The sequence below is a fragment of the Sorangiineae bacterium MSr11367 genome (assembly GCA_037157805.1).
Taxonomy (GTDB): Bacteria; Myxococcota_A; Polyangia; order Polyangiales; family Polyangiaceae; genus Pendulispora; species Pendulispora rubella.
The window spans coordinates 8492586-8516658 of the sequence record CP089983.1 but is presented as its reverse complement, the minus strand read 5'-3'; the positions used below and the strand labels follow the sequence as shown (position 1 = coordinate 8516658).

General features: G+C 62.4%; 15 protein-coding genes and 1 pseudogene. 9 read left to right on the top strand and 7 right to left on the bottom strand.

The window, feature by feature from the left end; all coding sequences use genetic code 11:
• Positions 1-141: 141 nt before the first annotated feature.
• Complete coding sequence (locus tag LVJ94_32930; protein WXB01709.1) at positions 142-4074, bottom strand: protein kinase; 3933 nt, start codon at positions 4072-4074, stop codon at positions 142-144.
• Positions 4075-5533: 1459 nt separating this feature from the next.
• Positions 5534-7345, bottom strand: a complete 1812-nt coding sequence (locus LVJ94_32925; protein WXB01708.1) for an FG-GAP-like repeat-containing protein — start codon at positions 7343-7345, stop codon at positions 5534-5536.
• 943 nt (positions 7346-8288) lie between these two features.
• Between LVJ94_32925 and LVJ94_32920 the strand changes: the two genes are divergently transcribed.
• Positions 8289-8915 (top strand): transposase, encoded by a 627-nt coding sequence (locus LVJ94_32920; protein ID WXB01707.1) that lies wholly within the window; start codon positions 8289-8291, stop codon positions 8913-8915.
• A 52-nt stretch (positions 8916-8967) separates the two neighbouring features.
• Complete coding sequence (locus tag LVJ94_32915) at positions 8968-9579, top strand: hypothetical protein (GenBank protein WXB01706.1); 612 nt, start codon at positions 8968-8970, stop codon at positions 9577-9579.
• Between the two features lie 674 nt (positions 9580-10253).
• On the opposite strand, the gene LVJ94_32910 is transcribed toward LVJ94_32915, so the two are convergent.
• Positions 10254-11288 (bottom strand): hypothetical protein, encoded by a 1035-nt coding sequence (locus tag LVJ94_32910; GenBank protein ID WXB01705.1) that lies wholly within the window; start codon positions 11286-11288, stop codon positions 10254-10256.
• A gap of 1088 nt (positions 11289-12376) precedes the next feature.
• Between LVJ94_32910 and LVJ94_32905 the strand changes: the two genes are divergently transcribed.
• Positions 12377-13270, top strand: a complete 894-nt coding sequence (locus LVJ94_32905) for a hypothetical protein (GenBank protein WXB01704.1) — start codon at positions 12377-12379, stop codon at positions 13268-13270.
• A gap of 57 nt (positions 13271-13327) precedes the next feature.
• A pseudogene (locus LVJ94_32900) lies at positions 13328-13690 on the top strand (hypothetical protein).
• A 56-nt stretch (positions 13691-13746) separates the two neighbouring features.
• Here the strand turns inward: LVJ94_32900 and LVJ94_32895 are convergent.
• Positions 13747-14385, bottom strand: a complete 639-nt coding sequence (locus tag LVJ94_32895; protein WXB01703.1) for an NAD(P)H-dependent oxidoreductase — start codon at positions 14383-14385, stop codon at positions 13747-13749.
• Between the two features lie 116 nt (positions 14386-14501).
• Between LVJ94_32895 and LVJ94_32890 the strand changes: the two genes are divergently transcribed.
• Positions 14502-15416, top strand: a complete 915-nt coding sequence (locus LVJ94_32890) for a LysR family transcriptional regulator (GenBank protein ID WXB01702.1) — start codon at positions 14502-14504, stop codon at positions 15414-15416.
• A gap of 58 nt (positions 15417-15474) precedes the next feature.
• Here LVJ94_32890 and LVJ94_32885 read toward each other — a convergent pair whose 3' ends face one another.
• On the bottom strand, positions 15475-16335 hold the full coding sequence (locus tag LVJ94_32885) for an enoyl-CoA hydratase-related protein (protein ID WXB01701.1): 861 nt from the start codon (positions 16333-16335) through the stop codon (positions 15475-15477).
• A gap of 398 nt (positions 16336-16733) precedes the next feature.
• Here LVJ94_32885 and LVJ94_32880 point away from each other — a divergent pair, with 398 nt between their 5' ends.
• Positions 16734-18779, top strand: a complete 2046-nt coding sequence (locus tag LVJ94_32880) for a hypothetical protein (GenBank protein ID WXB01700.1) — start codon at positions 16734-16736, stop codon at positions 18777-18779.
• A gap of 1411 nt (positions 18780-20190) precedes the next feature.
• On the top strand, positions 20191-20793 hold the full coding sequence (locus tag LVJ94_32875) for a hypothetical protein (protein ID WXB01699.1): 603 nt from the start codon (positions 20191-20193) through the stop codon (positions 20791-20793).
• A 208-nt stretch (positions 20794-21001) separates the two neighbouring features.
• Here LVJ94_32875 and LVJ94_32870 read toward each other — a convergent pair whose 3' ends face one another.
• Entirely contained in the window at positions 21002-21625 is a 624-nt protein-coding gene (locus tag LVJ94_32870; GenBank protein WXB01698.1) for a glutathione S-transferase N-terminal domain-containing protein, read from the bottom strand.
• Positions 21626-21667: 42 nt separating this feature from the next.
• On the opposite strand from LVJ94_32870, the gene LVJ94_32865 reads away from it, so the two are divergent.
• Both LVJ94_32865 and LVJ94_32860 read left to right on the top strand, forming a co-directional pair.
• Complete coding sequence (locus tag LVJ94_32865) at positions 21668-22234, top strand: hemerythrin domain-containing protein (protein WXB01697.1); 567 nt, start codon at positions 21668-21670, stop codon at positions 22232-22234.
• A gap of 60 nt (positions 22235-22294) precedes the next feature.
• Complete coding sequence (locus tag LVJ94_32860; GenBank protein ID WXB01696.1) at positions 22295-23308, top strand: RNA polymerase subunit sigma-70; 1014 nt, start codon at positions 22295-22297, stop codon at positions 23306-23308.
• On the opposite strand, the gene LVJ94_32855 is transcribed toward LVJ94_32860, so the two are convergent.
• Positions 23266-23922: a hypothetical protein gene (locus LVJ94_32855; protein WXB01695.1), complete on the bottom strand. Its 657-nt coding sequence runs from the start codon at positions 23920-23922 to the stop codon at positions 23266-23268. The genes LVJ94_32860 and LVJ94_32855 overlap by 43 nt on opposite strands.
• Positions 23923-24073: the final 151 nt, after the last annotated feature.

Below are 24073 nucleotides of genomic sequence, written 5' to 3'. Positions count from 1 at the left end.
ACAACCTTGCAGAAGCCCATTCGAGGTGTCGCTGATTCATCCAACGACACGTTCGCAAGATGGATATTGTGGCTCCCGCGGTTCGGTGGCCTTGCGACATCACCGCTTCGATGGCGCGATTCGATGAGCTGCACGCAGTCGTCAATTCCGTGACGCCATCCAGGAGGAAAAAAGGGCGTGCGCCATACGAAGGTCGCGGGTTCCGTGACCTTCGGTGAAGGTGGACAGAATGAGAGCAAGAAGCTCTCTTGCCTCGGAAATGCGGTCTTGGCTGGCAAGCAAACGACCGTAGCTGCAAGCAAGCCGCAGCTCCCAACTCCTGGCATTCTGGCCGCGTGCGCGTTCCAGGCCGCGCTCGAACGAGCGTGCTGCGTGATGGGCATTCGATTCGCCCATGGCGAGCAGTATTTCGCCTTTCAATCGAAGGTGCTCCGCGTCGCAATAGCGTTCGCCCGTCCGTTCCGAGGTCTCCATCGCTTTCTCGACCGAAAGCATGGCCTCGTCGAGGGCGCCCAGTTGTAGCTGCCCCTGGGCGAGGACGGAAAGATAGCGCGTGAAACCGATGGTCGAGCCCATCGATGCTCGACCGCCCAGGGTTGCTTGGAGCTCGTCGACCCCCTCGCGCTCACCGCACTCGATTTGCGTCCACGCTTGACGGAAGCGGGCTTGGGCAACGAGAAAATGGAGGCCGTATTCCTCGCACAGACGCAATGTCTCCTTGAGCGCAGTGCGAGCCTCGGGGTACTCCCCGCGTTCATTGTGCAGCGTGGCGAGGAGGAACAACCGTATTGCGAGGCTGGCAGGATGATCCTGCTTACGCGCGATGCGCACCGCCTCTCGCGAATGGTGAAGCGCTCGGTCAGGCTCGCCCAGTAGCCAGAGTATCTGTCCAAGAGACATGTGCAAAATCGCGCCGACGTCGGACCCCATATGGACGCGATCCGCTCCGCGCGCCTGCGCCTCGTAGAGCCGTATCCCGGCCTCTGCATCCTCGCGACTCGCGGTGAGTTCGCCGCAAGAAAGCGCCGACGCGACCGTGGCCGTGTACGCGCCGAGTATCATGCCATGATGCCCGGCTTTCTTGGCACGAGCCATCAGTTTGGCCGCCAAATCGTAGCTGGTGCGATGCTCACCGCGAACGTGGTTCAATTGCTGAAAGGTCAACAGCGCCCAGAACGATTGTTCGTCACCGTCATACCTCTCGGCGAGCTCACGAATTCGCGAAAGCGTTTCCCTCGTACGGCTTGATTCGAGGCCATCCTCGGCGATATAGACGCCCGCCAGCTGGGCCTTAAGCAAAAGCTCGCGCCGGTCCCGCACCAAACTCGATGGCAGCAGATCCAGTTGCGCCATCGCACGAGCGTAGTGGGTGAGTGCGTCGGCGCTCGCCGACCTTTGCATAGCCTGTTTCGCCGCCCTTTCGAAGTAGGTGCAGGCCTCCTCGGGGCGCTTCGCCTCGGCGAAATGTCTGGCCACGATTTCGGGGTTTTGCTCGGCAATTGGAGGAAATTGCGAGACCAGCACTTCGGCGGCGCGCCGATGCAGCTCCTGCCTCTCTTGCTTGACGAGGGATTGGTACGCCGCTTCTTGCACGAGGGCGTGCTTGAACCGAAAATGCGCGCGCGATATGCGCCCCATGGGGCGAAAAATGCCTGTCTCGACGAGTTGGAGAAGCCCGATTCGGAGTGAGTCTTCGGACAGTGGCCACATGACCCGAACCAGATCGAAGTTCATCTCGCGCCCGAGCACGGAGGCAACCCGCGCCAACTCCCGGCCCGGTTCGGGCAAGGTGTCCAGGCGCGCGCGCAAAAGGGCCTCGAGGGTCGCTGGCACCGCGCCGCCCCACGACGAGGGCTCATCTCCTCCCTTTTGCAGCGCGTCCAACACACTGTACGTGAGCTCCTCGAGGAAGAGTGGCACCCCATCGGCGCGCTGCACGACTTGCTCCACGATCGCCGTGGGCAGATGGCGCCCGCGACCGGCAAAGCGGACCATGGCGGCACTCTCGCTCGGCGAAAGCCGACGTGGAGTCAGTTGATGCAGAAGCGAGGAACGCGCCCAGAGCGGCTGAAATTCGGGGCGCGCGGTCACGAGCACCATGGCGCGCACCGCCGTGGGCCCCGATAGCCAGCGCTCCAGCAACTCGAGCGTAATGGAGTCTGCCCAGTGCGCATCCTCGACGACGAGCAGCAAGGGCTCCTCCTCGACCAGCCGCTGGAACAAGCCGAGGAGTGCCTCGAGCATCTGGTGCTTGAGCAAATTCGCACTTCGCGCCATATCCGGAGCGGATGCATCTTGCGTGGGAAGCCCCAGGAGAGCCGCTTTCTCGAGCGGAGAGGCATCCGGGTCCAATCCCATCGCGTGCTCGAGGCCTTCCAGAATGGGCTGCAGGGCATTGCTCTGGGAATGCGGCCAGCATTGGCACCGCACCAGCCTGTATCCTTCCGTCGCCAAACCTTCGAGGTGCTGCTCGAGCAGGCGCGACTTGCCGATTCCCGCTTCGCCGACGATGAACGCGAATTGGCTTTTGCCGCTGATCGCCAATCGCCAAAGGCGATGCAGTTCATCGAGCTCGTCCGTGCGTCCCACCAGTGGAGTGATGGTGCCCGCCGCAATCGGATTGAAGCGAATCCGGTTCTCTTTCGGACGCAACAATCGATACAAATATTGTGGTGCAATGCCATTCTCGGCCGCCACGTCATCGAGCAACCCGAGCTCGAAGGTGCCCTGCACGAGCATCTGTGTTGCCCGTTCCGTGAGAATCTCGCTCGGCTGGGCGCGGCGTTCGAGCGATTGCGCGGTGTCCAGCACCTCTCCCTGCATCCTCGGGGGAGCGGCTTTCGGGCCAACGGCAAGTGGAATGCAGGGACCTGTCGCTACCCCCACGCGGGCGCCACCGGAGCCCACACGGTCATCGGGCCGAAAAGCGTCGACGATCAGCAGCGCCGCGCGCAATGCGCGCTGGGCGCTGTCTTCGTGGGCGCGAGGATAGCCAAAGCACGCGACGACCTGTCGGCCCAGGGAGAATAGAATCGTGCCCTCCAACTGGCGCACAATCGTGGCACACGCCTCGAAGAATTCGCCAATCGAGTCGTCGAGGGCCTCCGCCGAGGTCGTGGACGAAAGGGAGCAGGCCATGGCGGTAATCTGACGCCGCTCGGCATTCGCGACGAGCGTTCGTCGTCGCGGAAAGCTCGGGTGCGACGTCATCGCCGCCTCCGTGCCGCCGGATTGTCCGCGCAGGGCGTGCACGAGCAGCACCTCCAATGCAACCAATGCGTCCAGCAAGTCGTCGGCGCTGCCGAATCGCGCATCCTTCTCTTTCTCGAGCGCGCGCTCGACGATTCGCTCCGCCTCCTCGGGCAGCTCGGGCCGCGCCCCACGCAGCGACGGCGAAGGAGTCGACGCGATGACGGCATTTCGCAGTTCGGAGATGTGATTCCCGGCGAACGGAGAAACTCCGGTGAGCAATTCGAAGAACATCACCCCCGCAGCCCAGATGTCCGTTCGGCCATCTTGAACCTCACTGCGCCATTGTTCGGGGGACATGTATTGGGGGGTCCCAAGGAAATGCGCGCCAGCGACATCGCCACCCGCGGTCATTTGTGCCACGCCAAAGTCGAGGACCTTGGCCGTTCCGTCCCTGGTGATGAAGATGTTGCTCGGCTTCAAGTCGCGATGCACGATTCCGGCCCGGTGTGCGTGCGATAACCCCTTCGCGACGTCGATCATGAGTCGGACGGCTCGCCGGACGTCGATGACCGATTCATTCGTCTCGTGCGTACGGCACATGAGGACATTGAGGGGATATCCCTCGAGGTGCTCCATTACGAGGAAGGGACGCCCCTCGTCTTGCCCGATGTCGAACATGCGCACGATGTTCTCGTGATTCAAACGCGCGCACGCCTGCGCCTCATGCTGAACACGCTCGAAGGCCTCCGCCGTGTTCAAATCTTTGCGCGTGAGAAACTTGATCGCCACCTTTCGATCGAGAACGGTGTCCTGCGCGAGAAACACGAGCCCCATCCCTCCGCTACCGAGGGGCTCGATCAGCTCGAATCGGGTTTGGGTCATTCCGCCAAACCTTCGTCCGGGCTGCAGGACACTCCTCACCGTTTCCGCGGGGTCGAGCGTGTCATCCCGCTGCCGATCCGGCGCCCGACGAGCACCGTCCGTCAACGTCCCGACTGCGCTCTCCGGCTCGGCGGGCCTACCTAGGCTCTTTTTCCTCCTGGTCCCCATCTCGGCTGCCGCGCGTAGGATGCCACGTCGCGTCGACGATGACTGCGCCGAAGACACCAATTCGTCGACGGTAAGGATGCTCGATCCACATCAAAATTGGTCTGCGTGACCGCATTGTCGCGAGGTGTGGGACCGAGGGGTAGCGACGTTCTAGTACATCGTCGCACTTCGGACGGAACGCGCGTCGGCTGCGGACGCGGAAGTTCGTTGGCTTCGGGGCCCAGCTCCGCCCGAATTTGCCCTGCACGGGCTGGTGGCAACCTACAGGGACTCGAGTGCTCTTGCGGACGAACCCGTCACCATCTTTGGATTACGAACCCGAGATTTTTGCAAATAGCTTGATTCGATAACGAATTATTATGGCCTAATTCAAGATGAAGCGCGCAATGAGGCCGGTGCAGGCGGTGGTCGGTGGGCAGCACGCAGGGCTGTCGCTTCCGACGGCGCTGTCTACGAGCGGTCATAGCCCCCCGATACCAGCAGCCATTCGCTTACTGCCCGTAGCCGACCGGTGTTGGCGATGGCTCCCGGGTGCACCGAAAAGGCGCGAATGCCTTCCGACTTCCCACGGTGGTCGAGGGAGACTGCAAACAGCACATTGGCAGTCTTCGATTGGCCATACGCGAGCCAGCGGTCGTAATCGCGATGCCTGAAGTTGGGGTCGTCGAACAGTATCGGCGAACGGCGATGCCCCCATGATGAGACCGAAACGATGCGCGCCCCGTCGCCTTGTAGAGGGCTGGCCAAAGCCCCCACCCGCCTACGTGCCGGATGATGACCCATTCTCCGATGTACTGAAGCTCACCGCTGCTCAGTCCGTCGCAGCAGGCGGCTTCATCATCGATGGGCCATGGGCGTTGCGCTTTCCGGCGCCGATGAAAGATAAGTTCTTCGGTGTGGTGAGGGGCCAGTGTTGGCTCCGCGTCGAAGGGGAGGATGCACCTGTACAACTTCGTGCCGGGTACGTGTTCCTTCTTCGGCGAGACGCTCCTTCGTCCTCGGAAGCGACTTGGCGATGCAGCCAGTAGATGCCCTGCCGATTTTCAACGAACGGCGGGAAGCCATCATGAAGTTGGGGAAGCGCGATGATTGCATGATCATCGGCGGCTACGTGCAGTTTGGTTCGCCGAGCGGCCAAATTCTCCTCGACGCACTACCTCCGCTCATCGTCGTTGCCAACTCGACGTCGCAAGCGACCATCTTGCATTTTATTCTCGAGCAGCTTGTGCGCGAGTGCGTCGAGGACCTCCCGGGGGCGAGCGTGGTGTCATCGCAATTCGCTCTTCTTCTGTCAGGGCTGAACGCCGAAGAGCACGCCGAACGAATCGCTGTAGAAATATTGAAGCCCGGAAAGCTGTTCACGCTGCACGGCGCCGAAGCCGGTACGCGTGCCGGAATACAGGCGGACGCGGGGAGGGATGTCCCGCCAGTCCCGGTACGGATGCGTACCGTACGAGCCCACGAGCAGATCGTCGAACCCGTCGCCGTCGAAGTCACCCGCAAAGGCAAGGTCGATCCCGTATCGTGCATCGCCGCCCACTTCGTCGGCGTCGGGCCCGGACATGACCTGCACCGAATTGGCACTCGGCCCATCGGCCGTTCCTCGGTAGACGAAGACGCGCCCGCGTGAGGGCCATCGTTCGCCAGCAGGCGCGGGTGCGTATGTGGAACCCTGCATCACCAGATCGGTGAAGCCGTCGCCGTCGAAATCCCCGCCTCCCACGAATTTGCCTCGAACCGCACATCGGCCTGGCCGGCTGAAAGGAACACCGGTGGGGCGAAAGCACCAAGGATCGGAATACGGCGTCTCGGGGAAATTGAAGTCGACCCCGCGTTCCATGCGCAGACCGTCGGGCCCGCCGCGCAGCAATCGTGGATGGGTGTGATCGGGCGCCCAAGGGTCGTTGGGCTGGTCCGTGCGGTACGCATTGATGGTCACCACCACGTCTTCGTAGCCATCGCCGTCGACGTCCCCCACCGCATACGGGTCCCTGACATTGGTGAACGAAGCCGTCGGTGTCGCGGCATAGCCCTGCGGGGCAGCGAGGTGCACTTTGAGGGTTCCTGGCGCAGGGTTTCGCGCATAAATCGCCACGTCCGTAAGACCGTCCCCGTTCAAGTCTCCGAGAGAGTGGACCTCCGTGGCGTTGGAAAGCCACGGCTCGTCGAATTGCGTCCGCACGAAGCGCGAGGTGAGACCTCCGGGCCCGCCAAAGTAGATGAACGCTACGTACGGCGAGCCCGCCGCCAACGCCGGTTCGTTCATCTGGATGGCAGCCAGGTCGGCATAGCCGTCGCCATCGACATCGCCGGCCCCCACGACGAGGTCCACGATGCCCGGCTCGGGCAGCGTGATCCGCTGCGGGTAATACGTCAATCGCTCCGGCCCGCCGTAGGCCGTAAGCAATTCGGCCTTTCGGTACGTGGGCGGCGTCGTCGAGTAATCCGTATTGTAATGGTTCTGGGCTCGTCCCAAATCGACGTAGCCGTCGCCGTTCAGGTCCCCCGCGAGTGCGGCCTCCGTAACCTTGTGATCGTAATCGTTGTAGCCGATGACGGACTCGTTCCGCGTGTTCGCCGTGGTGACCAGCACCTTCGCACTGGGGGCGGAAATGGCATCGCTTCTCATTACGATGTCGCCGAGTCCATCACCGTCGAAATCCGGAATGGTGACCGACGCACGCGTATCGATGCCCGTGCGATGTCCCACGATGATTTCCCACGTCGCGCTGGGAGCGGTGCCGTCGACGGGCGACTGGCCCGGCGCCGTACGCCGGCCGAATCCGCGAACGAAATACGCGCCCGGCCCGAGATCCGCCGCGGGTTGCGCGCTGGTGGTGCCCGAGAGGGTCGCAACCACCTCGGTGCACGCCCGGCTTCGGCAGATCTGAAGGGTCGCGCCATTGGCGTTGGCGCTGTTTGCCCACGTGAAGGTGGGCCGCGAACGGTGCACGGTTCCCGGCAGCGGCGAGAGGAGCTTTGGCGCCCCCGGCTCCGTGGCGTCGCCTGCGAGCGCGGACGCCGCTGGGTCCGAATGGGGCGACGCATCGACGGCGCACGCCCCGAGAATGAGAAAAAGCGGAAGGAAGATCGATCGATGCACGGTTCTACCGCCGTGATACGGCCAGGCCTGAGATTTCTTCCCTGCTTCGGTTCGAGAACGCGACAACGGAGCGGACCAGATGCAATGCATGCCCCTAAGAGGCTCGTCACCCCTCCAGGTCGCACGAAAAGTGACGCGAAAAGGCACCGGCATCCGGCTCGTGCGGGTGCTCGATCCGAACGGCGGGCGAGCATTCCTCGACCAAGCCCGGATCCATTCCTTTCCCCCAGCGACATTTGGGCCGTGGGGTCGAACGAAGCGTGTGCACGGAGGTGCCGCCGGGGAATCACGGGCGGCGCGTAGCAAAATTGCTGACAGGTATATGGGGTTCTGCGCAAAATGACATTTGGGCCGTAACGCCGAATTGGATCGCGCGCGTGCCCCATTACAATGGCGCGACCTGGACGACCGAAAATCAAACGGCGAGCGGCAACAGCATGAACCCGTTCAATCGGATTTATGCACCGCAGGCCGGCGAGGTATGGGCAACATCGAGCACAGGCGTCCATCATTACACCGGCGGCAAATGGCACGACGTCCAGCCGGCCCTTCCACCCGGCGACAATGATTCGTACTTTAGGGATCACCGTCGGCCCGAAGCGTATATGGGTCGCGGGTACGAACGGCGTCTGACTGGCTCGTGGCCGGTAGCGACGGTTCGGCAATTGCGCGGTCGACCGTCACCTCTAGTACGGACCCCGAACCCTCGAGAATAGCTTGATTTGGGTCTCAGTTATTTATAGCCTGATTCAAGATGAAGCGCGCAATGAAGCCTGTGCAGCTCGAGCTGCCGGCTGTCCGCTCGTGGGGCGGCCGGCGGCGAGGGGCGGGGAGAAAGCGCGATCCGCGGTCTGGAGTGCCTCACCGCGCACGTCCCGAGCATAAGGCGTCACATCCCGTTCACGCCACGTTGCGAGCGAGAGAAGGTGTGTGCGGCCTGCGAATGGCCCGTGTGTTCGATTTGCTGGTGCAAAGTATCCGCGAGGCATCGCGCGCAGAATTTCGGGTCGTCCAGTTTTCCGTTCAGTACGACCATATCCATCTCATCGTCGAAGGCCACGACAAGGAGAGCCTGTCGCGCGGAATGCGCGGGCTCTCGATTCGACTGGCTCGTGCGATCAATCGTGGACTCCTGCGCCGCGGGCCCGTGTGGAAAGGGCGGTACCACGCTCATCCCCTCACGCGGCCCCGCGAGGTCCGCAACGCTCTTCTTTACGTGCTGATGAACCATCGAAAGCACGGAGCCTCCCCTGCTTGGCTCGACCCTCGCTCGTCCGCTGTGTGGTTCGATGGATGGCGAAGAGACGCTCTTTTCGAGCCCGCGTTGCGCGACCTTGACTGGGTTGCTGGACTCACCCCACCGGTCCGACCTGCGCGAACGTGGCTCGTTCGCGAGGGATGGCGTCGCCACGGCTTGCTCGGCATCGACGAAGGACCGGTGCCCGCGATGACCATCGCCGCCCCATGGCAACGACCGGAAAGAGGCGGGGCTTGCCAGCGCGAAATTCGGTTCGAAGCCTCCCTGACGGGAAGGCCGCCCAGACTGGCCGGAGATGCGCCGAAACGGTAGTAGCACCCTCGGAGAAATGACTGTGGACCTGTCACCTCGAGCACACGCATTCTTGGCGACCCTTCCTCGACACGAGCCACTGTCCGTCGACGCCCTAGTGGATGCTCTGCATCGAGACGGACTCCAGCCGTGTGACGCGTGGCTCGAGTTCCAAGCTCGTTATGCCGGTTACGAAGAGAATCTCGGCAACGAGTCGGCAATCTGGGGCATTGTCCATCGAGACCCCTTCTACCTTGCTGCGAACGAGGTCGTAGCGGGGCAGGTCCGTGGACGAGTGGTCGTCATGTGCGCTGATGTCCACCCGTCCTTCGAGTACAGCCTCTACGAGAACGGGGAGTTCTATGTGTGCGGATGGTTTGGGCGGAGCGAGACATTCGACTATAAAGTTGAACGGATGGCGGTCGTGTGGGAGGCTAACGAGGAGCGTGCTTGGGTATCCGGGGAGGCTTTCGCGCCTAGATCCCCGAACGCGATGCGTGCCCTGCTCGGACAGTTCGGTGCAGAGAAGGTCCCCGAGGCATCCGATCGATTCTATACGACATGGCGAGCCACGGACATCATCGCATTCGAGAGTCAAGACGACCGTCCAGGCATCCTGGTGGCGGCGGATGCCCGTGAATGGATTGCCGAGTACGCGCGTAAGATCAATGAAGAAGTGAGCTAACTTAGCTTCATGATGTCTTTCGTTATAAAAATCTCCGGCTACCGTCTTCTTACACGATCCTTGCCAGTGCACTCGCCCGTGTCCCAATTCGGCCGTCAAGGCCGGGTGGGCAACGAATTGTGGACCGTCTGGGGCGCCGGGGAGCAGGAGACCGCGCGCTCCGAAGCACCACCGTCGCGATTGGCGTTCAAGCGATTTCACGTGACGGCCATGTTTGTTCGAAATGGCGCCACGCAGTCATTGACGCGTCGTACGGGATCTCATGCAGGCGGACCGACCAAGCGCCATCGTGTCGAGAAAGACATACGATACGGCTATGGGCGAAGCGAAGTTCAGAATCGCGCCTTGGCCCGAGCGGTACGCTGAAGTCATTGTCTCGCTCGGCGTGATCCTCAACGCCATGGCATGTGCCGCGCCCCCGAGCCCACAGCCTCTCGGTCCCCCGCACCCAACATCGTCCCGCGGGCGGTCCTCCGCGAAGAGCTGCCAATGGCTCAGTGCTCAGCGACAATTACATCGCCCCATTGACGTCGCTTAGATCGCCCCATCCCAAGAGGCGCGGTTGGTCGGCCGGATGGCCCTCTTCGGGATGGAGAGGGGTCACTTAACGCGGGCGCGGCGCCGTGGCGACCCGGCGCCGCGCTACGCCCCGGCGGAAAAAAGCGCTTCGTCGCTCAGCGTAGATTAACGAGATACGAATAGAGCGAGCTGTCGTCCGAGGATTTGGCGTTCGACTCGAGCCGCCAATCGATGGCCCAATCGCCTGCGACGATCGGCGACGCAACGTGCGTCTTCGCGCGGACCGTCGTATAAAGCCCACCTTGTTCACTGGTTCCCGCGACCAAGGTAGAAAGCAGCACGGCGGGAATGCTTCCCGTGCGAGCGGCCCCCGCGAAGGTGCACGTGATCGTGACGAGCCGAAACGACGACGGTCCGGTGGATGCTTGCTGCGAGAGCGACACGTCGACCTGCGCGGGCCCCGCATTGGCCCACTCGAAGTCGATGGACGAATCGCGCGCGAACTGCATCCGCGTAGAGCCGCCCGACGGCAACGGCGCGGGGAGCGGCTTCATGATGACGGCTTGATTCGGCGCCCTGAGAGATCCGTGAAATTCCGGTACGTCGGCGCCCTCGGCGTCAATCGTGAGGGTGCGGTCGACTCCCTCGTACCAAAACGTACTATTTTGCGAGAAATAGTTGGCATAGAGACCGCTCGATGTGGGCGTGAGCGTGATCGGAGTTGACATGCCGGACAAGCGAATACCGCCCGCGTGCGGGAGCCGTACAACGGGTATCCCCGCGTCGCTCGACGGATTGCCGTAGGTGTAATTGCACGTCCGCACCGTGCACCCCGAGCTCTCGTGCTCTTCGCAACTGGGCAACGGAGCTTCGACGAAGCTCGCCGTGAACGACGATTCGTACGCTTGCGAGCGGGAGGCGGTGCCCGAGCTCGTCGTCGTCGTCATGATGTAGTTGTCGCTGAGCACGACCACGGAGCCTTTCTTCGTGGGGGCGGCCGCATTGTGCTCATCGCCGGCGGCCCCTGGCTCGCCGCCCTTGCCGGGTGAGCCGTCGGGGGGGCCCGCATCGCCAGTATCGCTGGCGCTGTGTGTGAGCCCGGACGCCGAATCGTCGGCATCGTTGCACGCGACCACGAGGGCTGCGCCAAGGGGAAGGAGAAGCCACGCCGAATGGAGGGGTGCTCGCATGACGCTACATACGGTGGCGGAACGCAGTCCTTCCCATCGCAATTCGGCTGCGCGAGGATTTGTTCTCCGTCGTTAACGACACCCCTGGGTATGTCGGGTCCACACGGAGCACCTGCTCGGGCAACTGGTGGTCCATTTCATTGTTGCCGGCACTTCAGGCTGGACGGCAACCGGATCCATAACGCTGAGTTTGCGGACGAATTCGTCCACCCTCCGTATCTCGCCGGGCGCTCCGCCCGGGGCATCGAGCTCGGTTCTTCTAAGGGCTCTCTTGAAGTGAGCCAATGCCTCGCGAGAAAGGGACCCCGTTGAGGAACGGGATGTCGCCACGGAGGCGGAATGCTCCTTAAGTGAGGCAGTCAGTGTCCAAGCCAAGGACTTGGGCGTCCGCAAAGCCGAGTGCACTGCCTTCAGGGAGGCCGGCGGAGCTAATCCTCGAATATTCGCCACGTCACGACGGTCTTAGTGCCGAGTACAGGCACGCTCCGCGCGTCGATGGCTGTGCGCTCGACGAACTTGTTTCCGCCGTCGGAGCAATGCAGATTCAAGTTCGCACGTCGTGACCGGGTCACGGGTGCATTCGCGCCGAATCCAGCTCAGCCTTCACGAACACATATCCGACCGTATTCTCTTGAAAGATCGCCATGACCGGCCTCCTGCTTGCACTTTTCAAAAGGTCCCGAATTGCCACGGCACTATTCTGCGGTGCGGTCGCCCTACTCAGTGCGTGGGGATTCATTTACTGTGCGCGTCAGCTCGCCCACTTCGGTGATGCGCCGATAACGATCGACTGCTCGCAGGTACCCTCCGCCGGTGCGCAGGCGTTCGCGCCATGGGTTACACTGGAAACGGGCCTGGATTGCTCACGCGCTAGGCGGAGCTCCGATGCGACGTTCGCGCCGGCCCTATGTGAATCTGGTGGGGCCGCGCTGGAAATTGGCTTCTATGGGGCGTGTCACCAGGAGCCCCTCGCGTACACGGGAATTCTTTCTTTTCAGGCCACGACGAACCTGACCACTTTGGTGACGTGGGGAGGCCCAAGCAATTCCCGCATCGGGTTATTCCTATGCTCTGGGTTCATTGTCGCCATGGCCTTTCTGTATCGGGCATTGGAAAAGGACCGACGTAAACGGCAATTGTCATCCCAAGAACCGCACACGGGCGCGCGCATTGCGGCGTTATCGGATCCAACGCTTCCCCAATCTCCGTACAAGCTGCGCGCATCGTTCTTCGTGGCCACGGCGCTCCAGGTACTCCTCTTTGCCGCATTCGCGGCGCTCGGTATCGCGCTCTTGGCGCGCACCGTTTTTCCAGAAGGCCAATCCATCGCGCGCGAGCGGGCCATTTGGCAGCGGGGCGTCACGGCGGCAGAAGTTAGCGTCGAGGGAACCCACACGATGCGAAATATCGTGTTTCACGAATACAAGCTCGACGTCACCTACCTCGATTCGAGCGGCGAAGGGCACGCCGGGCAGCTCGCGGTCACGACCCTCGGATCGCAGCTCGAGTTGACCGATGCCGTCGAGGTGCACTTCGATCCTGCTCAGCCCGACCAGTTCGCACTGAGCTCCGCCATCGACGTTGGGTCGGCGCGGTGGGCATCCGTTTCGGTCTCCGCCGCGGTCGCGCTCACTATGGTAGGTGTATTCGGCTTCGCGGGGATCAAGATGGTGCAAAAATTAGGAGACGCTCGACGCACAGCGTGCGGTGGCGAGTGGGTCGAGGTCACCCTCTCGGCCCCTCCCGTGCGCAATGACCACTACGGGTACACGACATATTCGTTCCGCGTCGGACCGTACGATGCCAGAGATCGTACGGCCGTATTTGGCCGCAAGCGGCAGCCAGTATTCATTGGCGATGACTGCTCACGCTTGCTCGCGTTGCGCAACCGGGAGGATCCCGAGGGGATCATCGTGCTTCGATCCGATTTATACCCCCTTGCGCTCTCCGCCAACGAGCGCGAACGATGGGGGAGCCCGTGACACGCTGCTCGCCGCGGAGGCGCGAGCCTACCTACGAGCGAGCCTTCAACGGGAGGCCTGGTCAGCGCGCTCGGCCACGAGCTCGTGCAACGGGGCTACCGCGTGCTCTTCACAGCCACCTTTGCGCTCGTCCAGCGGCCTCTCGCAGCGAAACGCGACCTACGGCTCGAACGCGAGCTTCGGGCGCTCGATGGTTTCCACGCCGTCATCCTCGATGAGGTACGAGCGGAAAAGCGTGATCGCCTCGTCCACCACTCCGTCATCCTGGAGATGACCGGCACCAGCATCAGGGCTGAAGAAGCGAAAAAGAGAGGTGATGCAACGACAATTACCCCGACGACAACTACCCCCGATACCTCAACGACAACTACGAGCAGCCCCGGGAAGAAGTCAGGCAAGAACGAGGATGGGGAGATCTAATTGTCGTTGATGGGAAAGTGCAATTGACGCCGAGCACGCCGTCGTTGCGCCCGACCTCACGGCGACGCGCACTCTGCGTCCGTCGCAGCGGCGCGTTCGATCTCGGGCTGCAGCTTCGCCACGAACGATTCCATCGTGTCTTGTCGCATATCGACGGCCTTCGCACCTCCGCCAGCGATTGTCGTGATGTCGGTAATGCCGATCACTCCGAGAATCAGTCGGAGATAGTGGGGAGCAAAGTCCCGATCACGAATCGGAGAGCCCTCGGTATAGACGCCGCCCGAAGCCAGCAGGATTGTGGCCTTCTTGTTCTCGACGAGACCCTTGCCGTCGAAGCCTAGGGTCATTCCCTTGCGAACGATGTGGTCGATCCACGCCTTCAGGGCTGCGGGAATGTTGTAGTTGTACACGGGAGTGGCAATGACGACATGATCCGCGGAGAGCAGCTCGCGGACGAGTTCGTCGGAAAGACGTAGGGCGTCCTTCATCTCGGGGGACTGCTGCTCCGGCGGCGTGAAGTAGGCCCGGAGCCACGGAGCGGTAACGAATGGGAGATCGGTCTCCATCAGGTCGCGCTCGACGACATCGCCGCTCGGGTGCGCGACGCGCCATTGGCTCACGAAGCTCCGCGTCATGTTCCGTGAGATCGAGTGTTCGCCGCGGGGGCTGGTTTCGACGACGAGAAGTCTGGTCATGGAGGTCTCCTTCACGTGGAACGTCGCGACGGCGACGCCGCGATGAACACTGTCTATCTACGACCGGCCGTCCTCTTGAAAAAGTGATGAAGTTGTGATGCTATCCATCGGCAAATATGATGGAGTTTGGCAGGCTCGGAACCCTCAGTCTCGACCAGCTGCGTGTTCTCGTGACCATCGCCGATTCCGGCAGCTTCTCGGCCGCGGGCCGCGCGCTCGGGCGCGCGCAATCTGCGATCAGCCAGGCGATCGCCACGCTCGAAGAGCTTCAAGGCGTCACCCTCTTCGACCGGGAGGGGTACAGGCCGCGCCTCACCGACGTAGGACGGGTCCTGACCGATCAGGCGCGTCTGGTACTGGCGAGCGCGGCACGATTCGAAGCGGTGGCCGCGAATAGCCGTAAAGGTCTCGAACCCGAGCTCGCGATTGCCATCGACCCTCTCGTGCCCACAGAGCCGCTGATCGAAAGTATGAGAGCGCTCGGTGGTGAATTTCCGGATCTCCCGATCAGCTTCTCGACGGAAGGTCTTGGTGGCTCGTTGCGGCGCCTGCGCGCAGGGTCGGCTGCGCTGGCGATATGTCTGTTACTGCCAACGGTTCCGGACGACATCATCGCGTATCCGTTGCTGCGGATCCGCCTGAAGGCGGTGGTCGCGCCTCATCACGCCCTCGCGCGACTCGCGCGACCGGCTACACGAGCCGACCTCGAGCAACATGTGCAACTCGTGCTATCGGACACCGCCGCACCTTCCGGTGAGAGTTACGGCCTCCTAAGCGCGCGACTCTGGCGCTTCGTCGATCTTGGAAGACGTCTCGACTTCCTACTCGCCGGCTTTGGATGGTGCCGCATGCCCGAGCACATCGTGGCGGCGCCGATCGCCTCGGCCCAACTGGTGCCGTTGGAGATCTCGGATGACCCCACTCCGCGCGATGCCTTGACGATCTACGCGGCGCACCGGCGCGATCATATTCTCGGCCCTGCCGGTCGATGGCTACTGGACACGCTTCAGAGCCGACTTGCTGCGGGCTAGGAGCTGGATTCAAGACGCGATGTCCAGCATCTATTTTGGTGAATGTCGCGCCGCTCGGCTACCTACCTCGATACACCGGTGGGCGACCTTCCGCTTCGGCGTTTCGGCCTTCGAGGAAGTCTTGTGTCTTGTAGAGCGCACCATACTGCGTATCCAATTTCGACAAGGCTTGCTGGTCCGACTCGTCGATGGCCAGGTGGGCGGATTCGAGGGTGCTCTGGATCCCGAGAGGCCCGCACGCTGCGATTTTGTTGGCCATCTCGATTCCCGCCTGCAGTGCGGCCTCTTGTGTCGAATGCACGGCCTGCACCACGCCCATGCGAAGGGCTTCGTCGGCACTCCAGTGATCGCCGGTCAACATGTAGCGCATGGCATTTCCCCAACCCGCCTCGCGGACGAAACGCACGGTGGAGCCGCCGCCGGGAAAGCGGCCATGCGTATTCTCATCTTGGCCATACCGAGTATTGGCGGCGGCAATGCGGATGTCGGCGGCAAGATCAATCTCGTGCCCCATGTTCCATGTGTCGCCGTGAACGACGGCAAGCAGGGTGAATGCCTCTGGATCGAGGCGGTTGTGGATCTCGGGCCTATTCAAACCGATGAGTACAACCTGCCCGCGTCGTTCGACCGTGACCTTCGAGCCGGATGCCAGCGGGGTATCTGCCATCGTCAATTCGTGAATCGCCGCGGCGGACGCCGCGCCCGCGGTCGCGCTCGGGTGAGCGCAAGCCTCCAACCCCAAGGTCGAAAGCCCACCCAACACGGTGGCCGCTTTGAGAAGACTGCGGCGCGCAACGGGCTCGTTCGGAATCGCCCTCGCCAATAAGAAGCTCTCGCGCGTTCTCGGGCGGGCGTACGACGCGGCGCTGGCCGGCTCGGGGGTCAACAACACCCAGCTCCAGAAGGAGGGCCAATCCACCACTTGAACGTCGACCTCCGACGAACGTTCCGATTGCAGGCTCGCCTGGATCCACTCCGACCAGACTGCCGAATGCCTTGAGTTTCGCCGATACTCCCGTCAATTTTGATGATTGGAATCAAGCGATAATGCTTCGTGCTCTGGCACGATGATGATGCTTCTACGCATCTATACGAAGGTCCGGAGGCCCAACTTCGATGGGGTGTCCTTTTCGACGCCTCCGTGTCGGCTCTTCTTCAATGGCGCCATGTTCGACGTCGCCCTCGGGCGGCGGGGACGGGAGAGAAATGTGAAATGTCCGCCATCGTGGCGGCGCACAAACCTTTCCCTCGGACGTGAATGCCCCCAGCGCATTCAGCGTCCAAAGCGAAACAGAATCCCAACATCAAGGGAGAGTCATGCGTCCAATCAAATTGTCGCGTACGGTGTGGAGGAATCACAATGGACTATCATGGTCCATTCTTGCCTCGGCATGTGCAGCCCTTTCCGCAGTGGCGGCGTGCAGCGGAGCCAATGGGCCGGGTGCAGAAGCCGGCGGCGATGGCGCCAGTGGTACCTTGGCAGATGCTCACACCCGCGATGGGACGATCGCGCGCGAGGGGAACACCGGTACCGACGACGGCCTCGCCTGCGCAAGCGGGGCGTGGTGTTGGCAGCAGCCACAGCCGAGTGGCAACGACATCCACGGCATTTGGGTTTCGTCGGCCAATGATGTGTGGACCGTTGGCAAACGCGGCACCATATCACATTACGATGGCGCCTCATGGAAGACCATCCACGTCGACGATGAGGAGTTGCGCGGTATCTGGGGAGCTTCCCCCAGCGATATTTGGGCCGTGGGGTCGAACGAAGTCATTCTTCACTACGACGGAACGAGCTGGAAGCGCGTGCACGGGGGTGCCGCCGGGGGAATCACGGGCGGCGCCGTCGCGAAATTGCTGACAGGTATATGGGGGTCTGCGTCAAATGATATTTGGGCAGTGACGCCGAATCTATCCTTCCTTCATTACGATGGAACGGCCTGGTCGGCGGCCGAGACCGACTATGGTGACGTAGGAACGCTCGACTGCACGGTGAAGGATCACGATCGCATCCAGGCGGGCATCTGGGGGAGCTCGAAACGCAATCCCGTTGCCGTCTCGTGCAATTCGACCATCGCCATACTGGAGCCGAACCAACGGTGGGTCGTCGTTCGAGACGATGCGAATGCCTATTGGCATGCCGTTTGGGGCGGGTTCGGTAATATGTGGAAGGGCGGGTCGCGCGGTATTTATCACAACAACGATCTCGACTTGAAGATCCGCCCTGGCGACTCCGTAAGCGCCATCGTCGGGACGTCGTCCGACGATCTTTGGGCGGTTACCTACCTCGGGATGATTTACCACCGCGAGTTCTCGAGGTGGAACTCGGTCTCCGGGGCGCCGCCCGAGGTTGGGCTGCTGGCGGTCGGGGCCAGCGCAGGAAGGACGCTCATTGCGGGCACCCATGGGCATCTCCTCGTCCCGAGCGGATCGGTGGTGACCGACTTCCCCGGCACGGCCCCCTTCGCGCGTGCGGAGTGGAGAAGTATTGCCATTCCAGCCCAGGACGATGAGAACGTATGGGTCGTAGGAGAGACGAGCGTCATCCGTCGCGCCGGCGGCGCCTGGTCCTTGGCCAATCGGACGTCCGACGGGACGCCATTGCCCGACGAGTCACCGCTAGCCGTCGGTAGAAGGGTCGTTGCCGCGGGGCCCGATGATGTGTGGAGCTTGCGCGGCCGCTTTCCCTACCACTTCGATGGTTCGACCTGGACCAAGGCGAACTACACGATGCGCAACGGCGATGAACCCAACGAACTATCCGCGACGGGTAGGGACGATGTTTGGATGGTGGGCCGTGGCAAGACCGTCGATCACTTCGACGGCACCAATTGGACGTCATCGGAGATCTTCTCCGACTTTGCCCTCGGCTCGGCTCACGTTCACGCGCGCACGCCGACCGACGTTTGGGTGGCCGCGGAAATCATCGACGATGCCACGTCGGATTGGATCGCGCACGTGCATCATTACAATGGCTCGACCTGGACGGCCGAAAATCAAACGGCGAGCGGCAACAGCATGAACGCGTTCAATCGGATCTATGCACCGCAGTCCGGCGAGGCTTGGGCAACATCGAGCACGGGCCTTCATCATTACACCGGCGGCAAATGGCACGACGTCCACCCGGCCCTTCCACCCGGCGACAATGATTCGTACTTTGACGACATCGACGGAAGCGGCCCGAATGATGTCTGGGCGCTTCACGAAACGAGCTCGCGCCTCTTTGCCCTTTACCACTTCGACGGCACGAACTGGACCTACGAAATGGTGCCCACGAACGAGCGGCTCAAGGGGATCACCGTCGGTCCGAAGCGTATATGGGTCGCGGGTACCAACGGCGTCTTGCTGGCTCGTGGCCGGTAGCGACGGTTCGGCAATTGCGCGCTCGCTTGATTTGAGCCTCAATTATTTATAGCCTCATTCGAGATGGATCGCGCAATGAAGCCTGCGCAGCTCGAGCTGCCGGCTGAGGGAAGGTGTGTGCGGCCTGCGAACGGCCCGCGTATTCGATTCACGGGTGCAAAGTATCCGCGAGGCATCGCGCGCAGAATTTCGGGTCGTCCATTTCTCCGTTCAGGCCAACGAGGAGCGTGCTTGGGTGTCCGGGGGAGGCTTTCGCGACTACATCCCCGAACGCGATGCGTGCGCTGCTCGGATAGTTCCCTCGGACGTGAAGCTGGGCTACCTGGACGTACCTAGGGACGACGGACGACGGATGGCATCGCAAGGTGCAGGACGTCTCGCACCTCGAGGAAATGATTTCACGGGGTTGGGTCCGAGATCTCTATCTCTGATGCGCCTGTGAGACGCACGTTCCCATGGCGTTTGCTGCCGTGGAGTCGCATCTCGACGCCGTCACGACGGCCCTTCGCTCACGGGAATATGCCATTCCCGAGGACGAGCTCGAACAGCGGCTGCGTGAGCGCTTGTTTCCGGGTACACCGAAGGTGGCGCCAAAGATTTTCAATTACAGCGGCCGGGGTGGTTTTCGACATTGGCTCAAGGTCGTCGCCGTGCGGCTTTGGAGAGCATCTTTCGTTTGCTGGAGGGACAGCTCAGTCTCCCGGCCAGCCTTGCCGTGGACCGATAAACGACGTCCCATCTCGAAGAAAAAACGCAAGGCCCGACGGAAGGCTCCGTCTTAAGGGTCGAAACGGCGTTTTTTGGAGGAGAGCATGGGAGGTCCGTGGGTCGATGAATCGGTTCGAGCGATGCGCTTGGTCTTCATTCTCGTGTGCTTGATGCTCGCTGGAGGCAGTGGGCCACGGGGACTCTGGCAGCGGCTCGAGCACCCAAGCTCGTATTCCATGGTCAGAACGGACGATGAGGCGCTGCATTCGCTCGAGACGTTGCGCGCCGGAACGCGTGCCCATCCGGAAAACACGGCTTCCGTCATCGCGTTTCTGGAGCGCACCGAGCAGGACGACGTTGACTTCAAAATCGACTTCAACGATTGGGCGAGCGAGAAAATTCCAAGGAACGACCTTCTCACGCGGAGAGCGCAACACGAAGCGAATGAGGATGCACGGCAGAAAGAGGAGACTCGCCTACGCCAAGAGCGGGTGAACGATTGCGTCGACCGTTGTGAAGTCGACCTGCACGCTGCACGATGGCGCTCGAATGGTGCATTCGCTCGAGGCGCCAATGCATCCAGCGGTGCGACCGCGAGGCTCGCGACTGATCCGCCGAGCAAGAGCAGATTCCAACACGAACACCTTTGCACCTCCCGTTGGTGAACGGGAGGTCCATTCAACGAGAAAAACTAGGAGAAAATATGAGTGCTTCAAACTCGGGTCGCTTCGTTCTGGTACTTTGTCTATCGATGGTCGGCTGCGCAGACGCTGGAGCTGCCGAAAATGCCGCGAGTGAGAGCCAGCCGGCGGCTGCGCTGAGCGCGGAAGCCGTCGCTCGGATTCGGGTGAAGTCGATTGCGACGCCGAACGGCGTCGGCGGCTTTCTTGGTTGGTACGACACGCAGCTCAGTATGGACTGTTCCTTCCGCAGGGACTGGCACGACACGACGAACAAGGTACGCTGCTGGCCAACGCAACTCGCTGGCTTCGGCTACAACATCTATGGCCCCCCTTCTGATTACTGGATGGATAGCACATGCACAAAGCCGGTAGTTTCGGCTAGCTACCCTACGGACACCGCAGATATGACGACCGTGCACCGCTACCTTCAGCGCCACTACATCGACGGCAACTATAGCGGCCAACTGTATTCCGCCAAGGCATACACGGGACCGGTCTTCCGCCGCGAATTCAACTCGGATCCCTGTGTGCAGCTAGGTCCGCCAGTGAACGGTACCTACTATGAAATAGGGGAGGAGGTCTCTCCGTCCATCTTTGCCGAGGGGCAGATTAAACTTCAGTAAATGGGGAGGCGCGCCGCGACGTCGGGCATTGTAAACACGCGCCGCGGCAATGCTTGATACCAGAATGCAACGGACGAAAAGTCGTCCGAGCTTTGTTCGCGTGGCCATGCTCGATGGTCACGCGAATCGAGCGCGGGCGTCGGTACTGGTCATGGACCCATTCGGGTGCAAGGAATGCATCGAGGCTCCCGATGACGATGGCTGAAGCTCACTCCTCGTGGGGCACCGTGCTGGCCATCGACGAACGCTCGGAAAACTGCCCATACCACTTCGCCAAATTGGGACGCGCCAGGCGAAAATCACCGGCGACTTGGCGGAAATCGAGCCACCCCAATGCACACGCCACCGCGATTTGCCCGAGGTGGAGGCGCTCCAGGGAGAAATGACGCCCATCGCGGGCTTCGATCTCCAGGGCGTCCAGGGCGCGGTTCACTTTGCCCAGTTGCGACTCCGTCCAGACGTGCCATGCATGCGCGGACGGGCGCAGTGACTCGTAGCGGCACAAGAGACCCGCCTCCACGAGCCCATCGCTCAGCGCCTGCAGGCGAAGAACATCGAAGCGCTCGGCACCCTCGCGCGGAATCAGCGGTGCCGCTGCGTTCAGCGTGTCCAGGTATTCGCAAATCACCGGCGAATCGAAGAGCCATGTGCCCTCGTCGGTTTGCAAGGCTGGCAGCTTCGTCAGCGGGTTGTACCGCGAGAGCTCGGGGCTGGGCGTCGTGGGGGTCGTCTTGATGGGGACGCGCTCGATGCGTGCGTCGAGCCCCGTTTCCAGGGCGAAGACGATGACCTTGCGGACGAAAGGGGACGTGCTCGACCAGGTAATGCGCATGGCCCCATCGTACCCCCTTGCGCTAAGCTTGCGCGAGCAACCATGAACTCGCGTGAACCCCAAGACGACCAGCCCTCGCTGGTCGGGCGCCTGCTCGACTGCCACACGCGAATCCGCGAGATGCTGTCGCTGGCCTCGAGCCTCGCCGGGACACCGCCCGAAACGGAAGACGACACCCGCGCGTCGGCGGAACGCATTGCGCGTTACTTCACCCGGGCCCTCCCGATGCACACTCGGGACGAGGAAGAGTCCATCCTCCCGCGTCTCACCGATCCCGATGCTCGGGCGGCGCTTGATCGCATGCGCGGCGAGCACCACGACCACGAGCGGCTCTTGCAGGCGCTGATTGAGCCTTGCGAGACCCTCGCCTCGTCCCCCGAGCGCTGGAGCGAGCTCCGTGACGCCATTCGGGACGCGGCGAGCGCGCTCGAGCCCCACATGATTGAGCACCTCGCCGAGGAAGAGCGCGACCTCTTTCCACACCTCGAGAGGCTCGAAGAGGCCACGCGCCAGAGCATCCTCGACGAAATGGATGCCCGGCGCGCCGCCCGCGGGGGTGGCGGCGGGCGCGGCGGAGGCGGCGGACGCGGTCGCCATCGCGCGCCGTGAGCGCCTTGGGCGCCGACCGATTCCTTTTCGCGCCGGCGGGAGTCTTCTCGACGAGGACCCATGGCCAGCAAGCAATCTCTACCGGATAGCGGCGACTTCGTTCAACGCATCAAGCCATTCCGCCGCGAGCTCCTCGCCCATTGTTACCGCATGCTCGGCTCGCTGGACGACGCCGAGGACGTCGTCCAGGAGACGTACCTGCGCGCCTGGCGGGCCTACGGCGGATTCGAGGAACGCGCCTCTTTTCGCGCATGGCTTTACAAAATTGCAACCAACGGGTGCATCACCGCCACGAAGCAGCGGCGGCGCCGCGCACTGCCATCCGGCTTGGGGGCTCCGGGCGACGATCCCATGGCAACTCCCGTGATGGCCGGCCCCGAGGTCGATTGGGTGCAGCCCATTCCCGATGCATGGGTGAGCTCGGATTCCGACGACCCCGCGGCCATGCTCTCCTCCCGCCAGGGATTGCGCCTCGCCTTAATAGCAACTTGGCAACACCTGCCTCCACGGCAGCGCGCCATTCTGCTGCTGCGCGACGTTCTCTCCTTTTCCGCCGAAGAAACCGGCGAAATGCTCGAAATGTCGACGGGGGCGGTCAAAAGCACGCTTCAGCGCGCCCGCAGCCGCATCAACGAGCTCACCCCGGCCGCGGACGAGGTTCGTGAACCGGCCCATCCCGAGGCCCGCGCGCTGCTGGAGCGCTACATGGCCGCATTCGAAAACGCCGATGCTGCGGCCATCGAGCAGCTCTTGTGCGCCGACGCAACATTGGAAATGGCCCCCGCCCGAACGTGGTTTTCCGGCAAAAAGACCTGCGCGCCCTTCATCGTGCACCAGGCCCTGGGCGCCCCAGGCGAATGGCGCATGGTCCCCACCGCCGCCAATGGCCAGCCCGCGGTCATGGCCTATCGGCGCGGCGAGGACGGTGCGCATCACCCGTTTGGCATTGCCGTTCTCACGTTTCGCCCGTCCGGCATCTCCCGAATCGTTGTATTCGGCAACCCCGCGTTGGTCGCCAAATTCGAGGCGGCTCAGGACGGTTCAGCCAGGGTATTCCAAAACATCAACTCGTAACGCTGCAAGAGCCGGCCATACTCGAACGCGCGCGCCGTACCGCGGCCTGCGTCGATGGCCGATTGGATCACGGCCAGCGCTTGCCGCTCGAGGTCGGGTGCCGGGGCCGCGAAGAAATCAAAAAAGGCGCAACCCGAATCGCCAAAGCCATAATGCTCGCGCAGGGCTTTGGATACCGTGCGGCAGTAATTTCCCCAGGCGCGGAAGTTCGCCACCACCGCGAGCACCACATCGCTCGGCTCGGCATTGAGCGCGAGCCAAGCCAGATAAGACGGATAGGCCTGGCAGCCCGCCCGAGGCGCATAATCCTCCAATGCGCGTCCGCCCACACCGCACGCCTCGGCAAAGCCGGAAAGGGCTTCCAGTGCCAGCACCTCGCCCTGGGCGAGCGTCGTGAAGAATCCCCCGGCGGAAGGATGCGGCGAGCGCGCGGCCAGGTAGAGGAAACTCCGCCAATCGCTGGTGATGATGCGGTGCTGCTCGCAGGCGAGGGCTGCCAGCACCGCGCGCGGTGCCCGCCCGTCGGAAATCGACGGGACCAAGCGATTTTCGTCGCTTTTCGGCTCGAGTTGGCGTTCCACGTCGCGAAGTAGCTCTTGTGCCGTCTGGTTCATGGCCGCCAGTTTACCTGGTGCGTGCGCGAATGCACCGCGGTCGTGCCGGCCCCGTAAATCCATTTACGCGGCCCTAAGTCGATTACAATTTATTGACTGGTAATTCGAATTGCGGAATAAACGTACCACCGCGGATGTGCGCGGTACCACG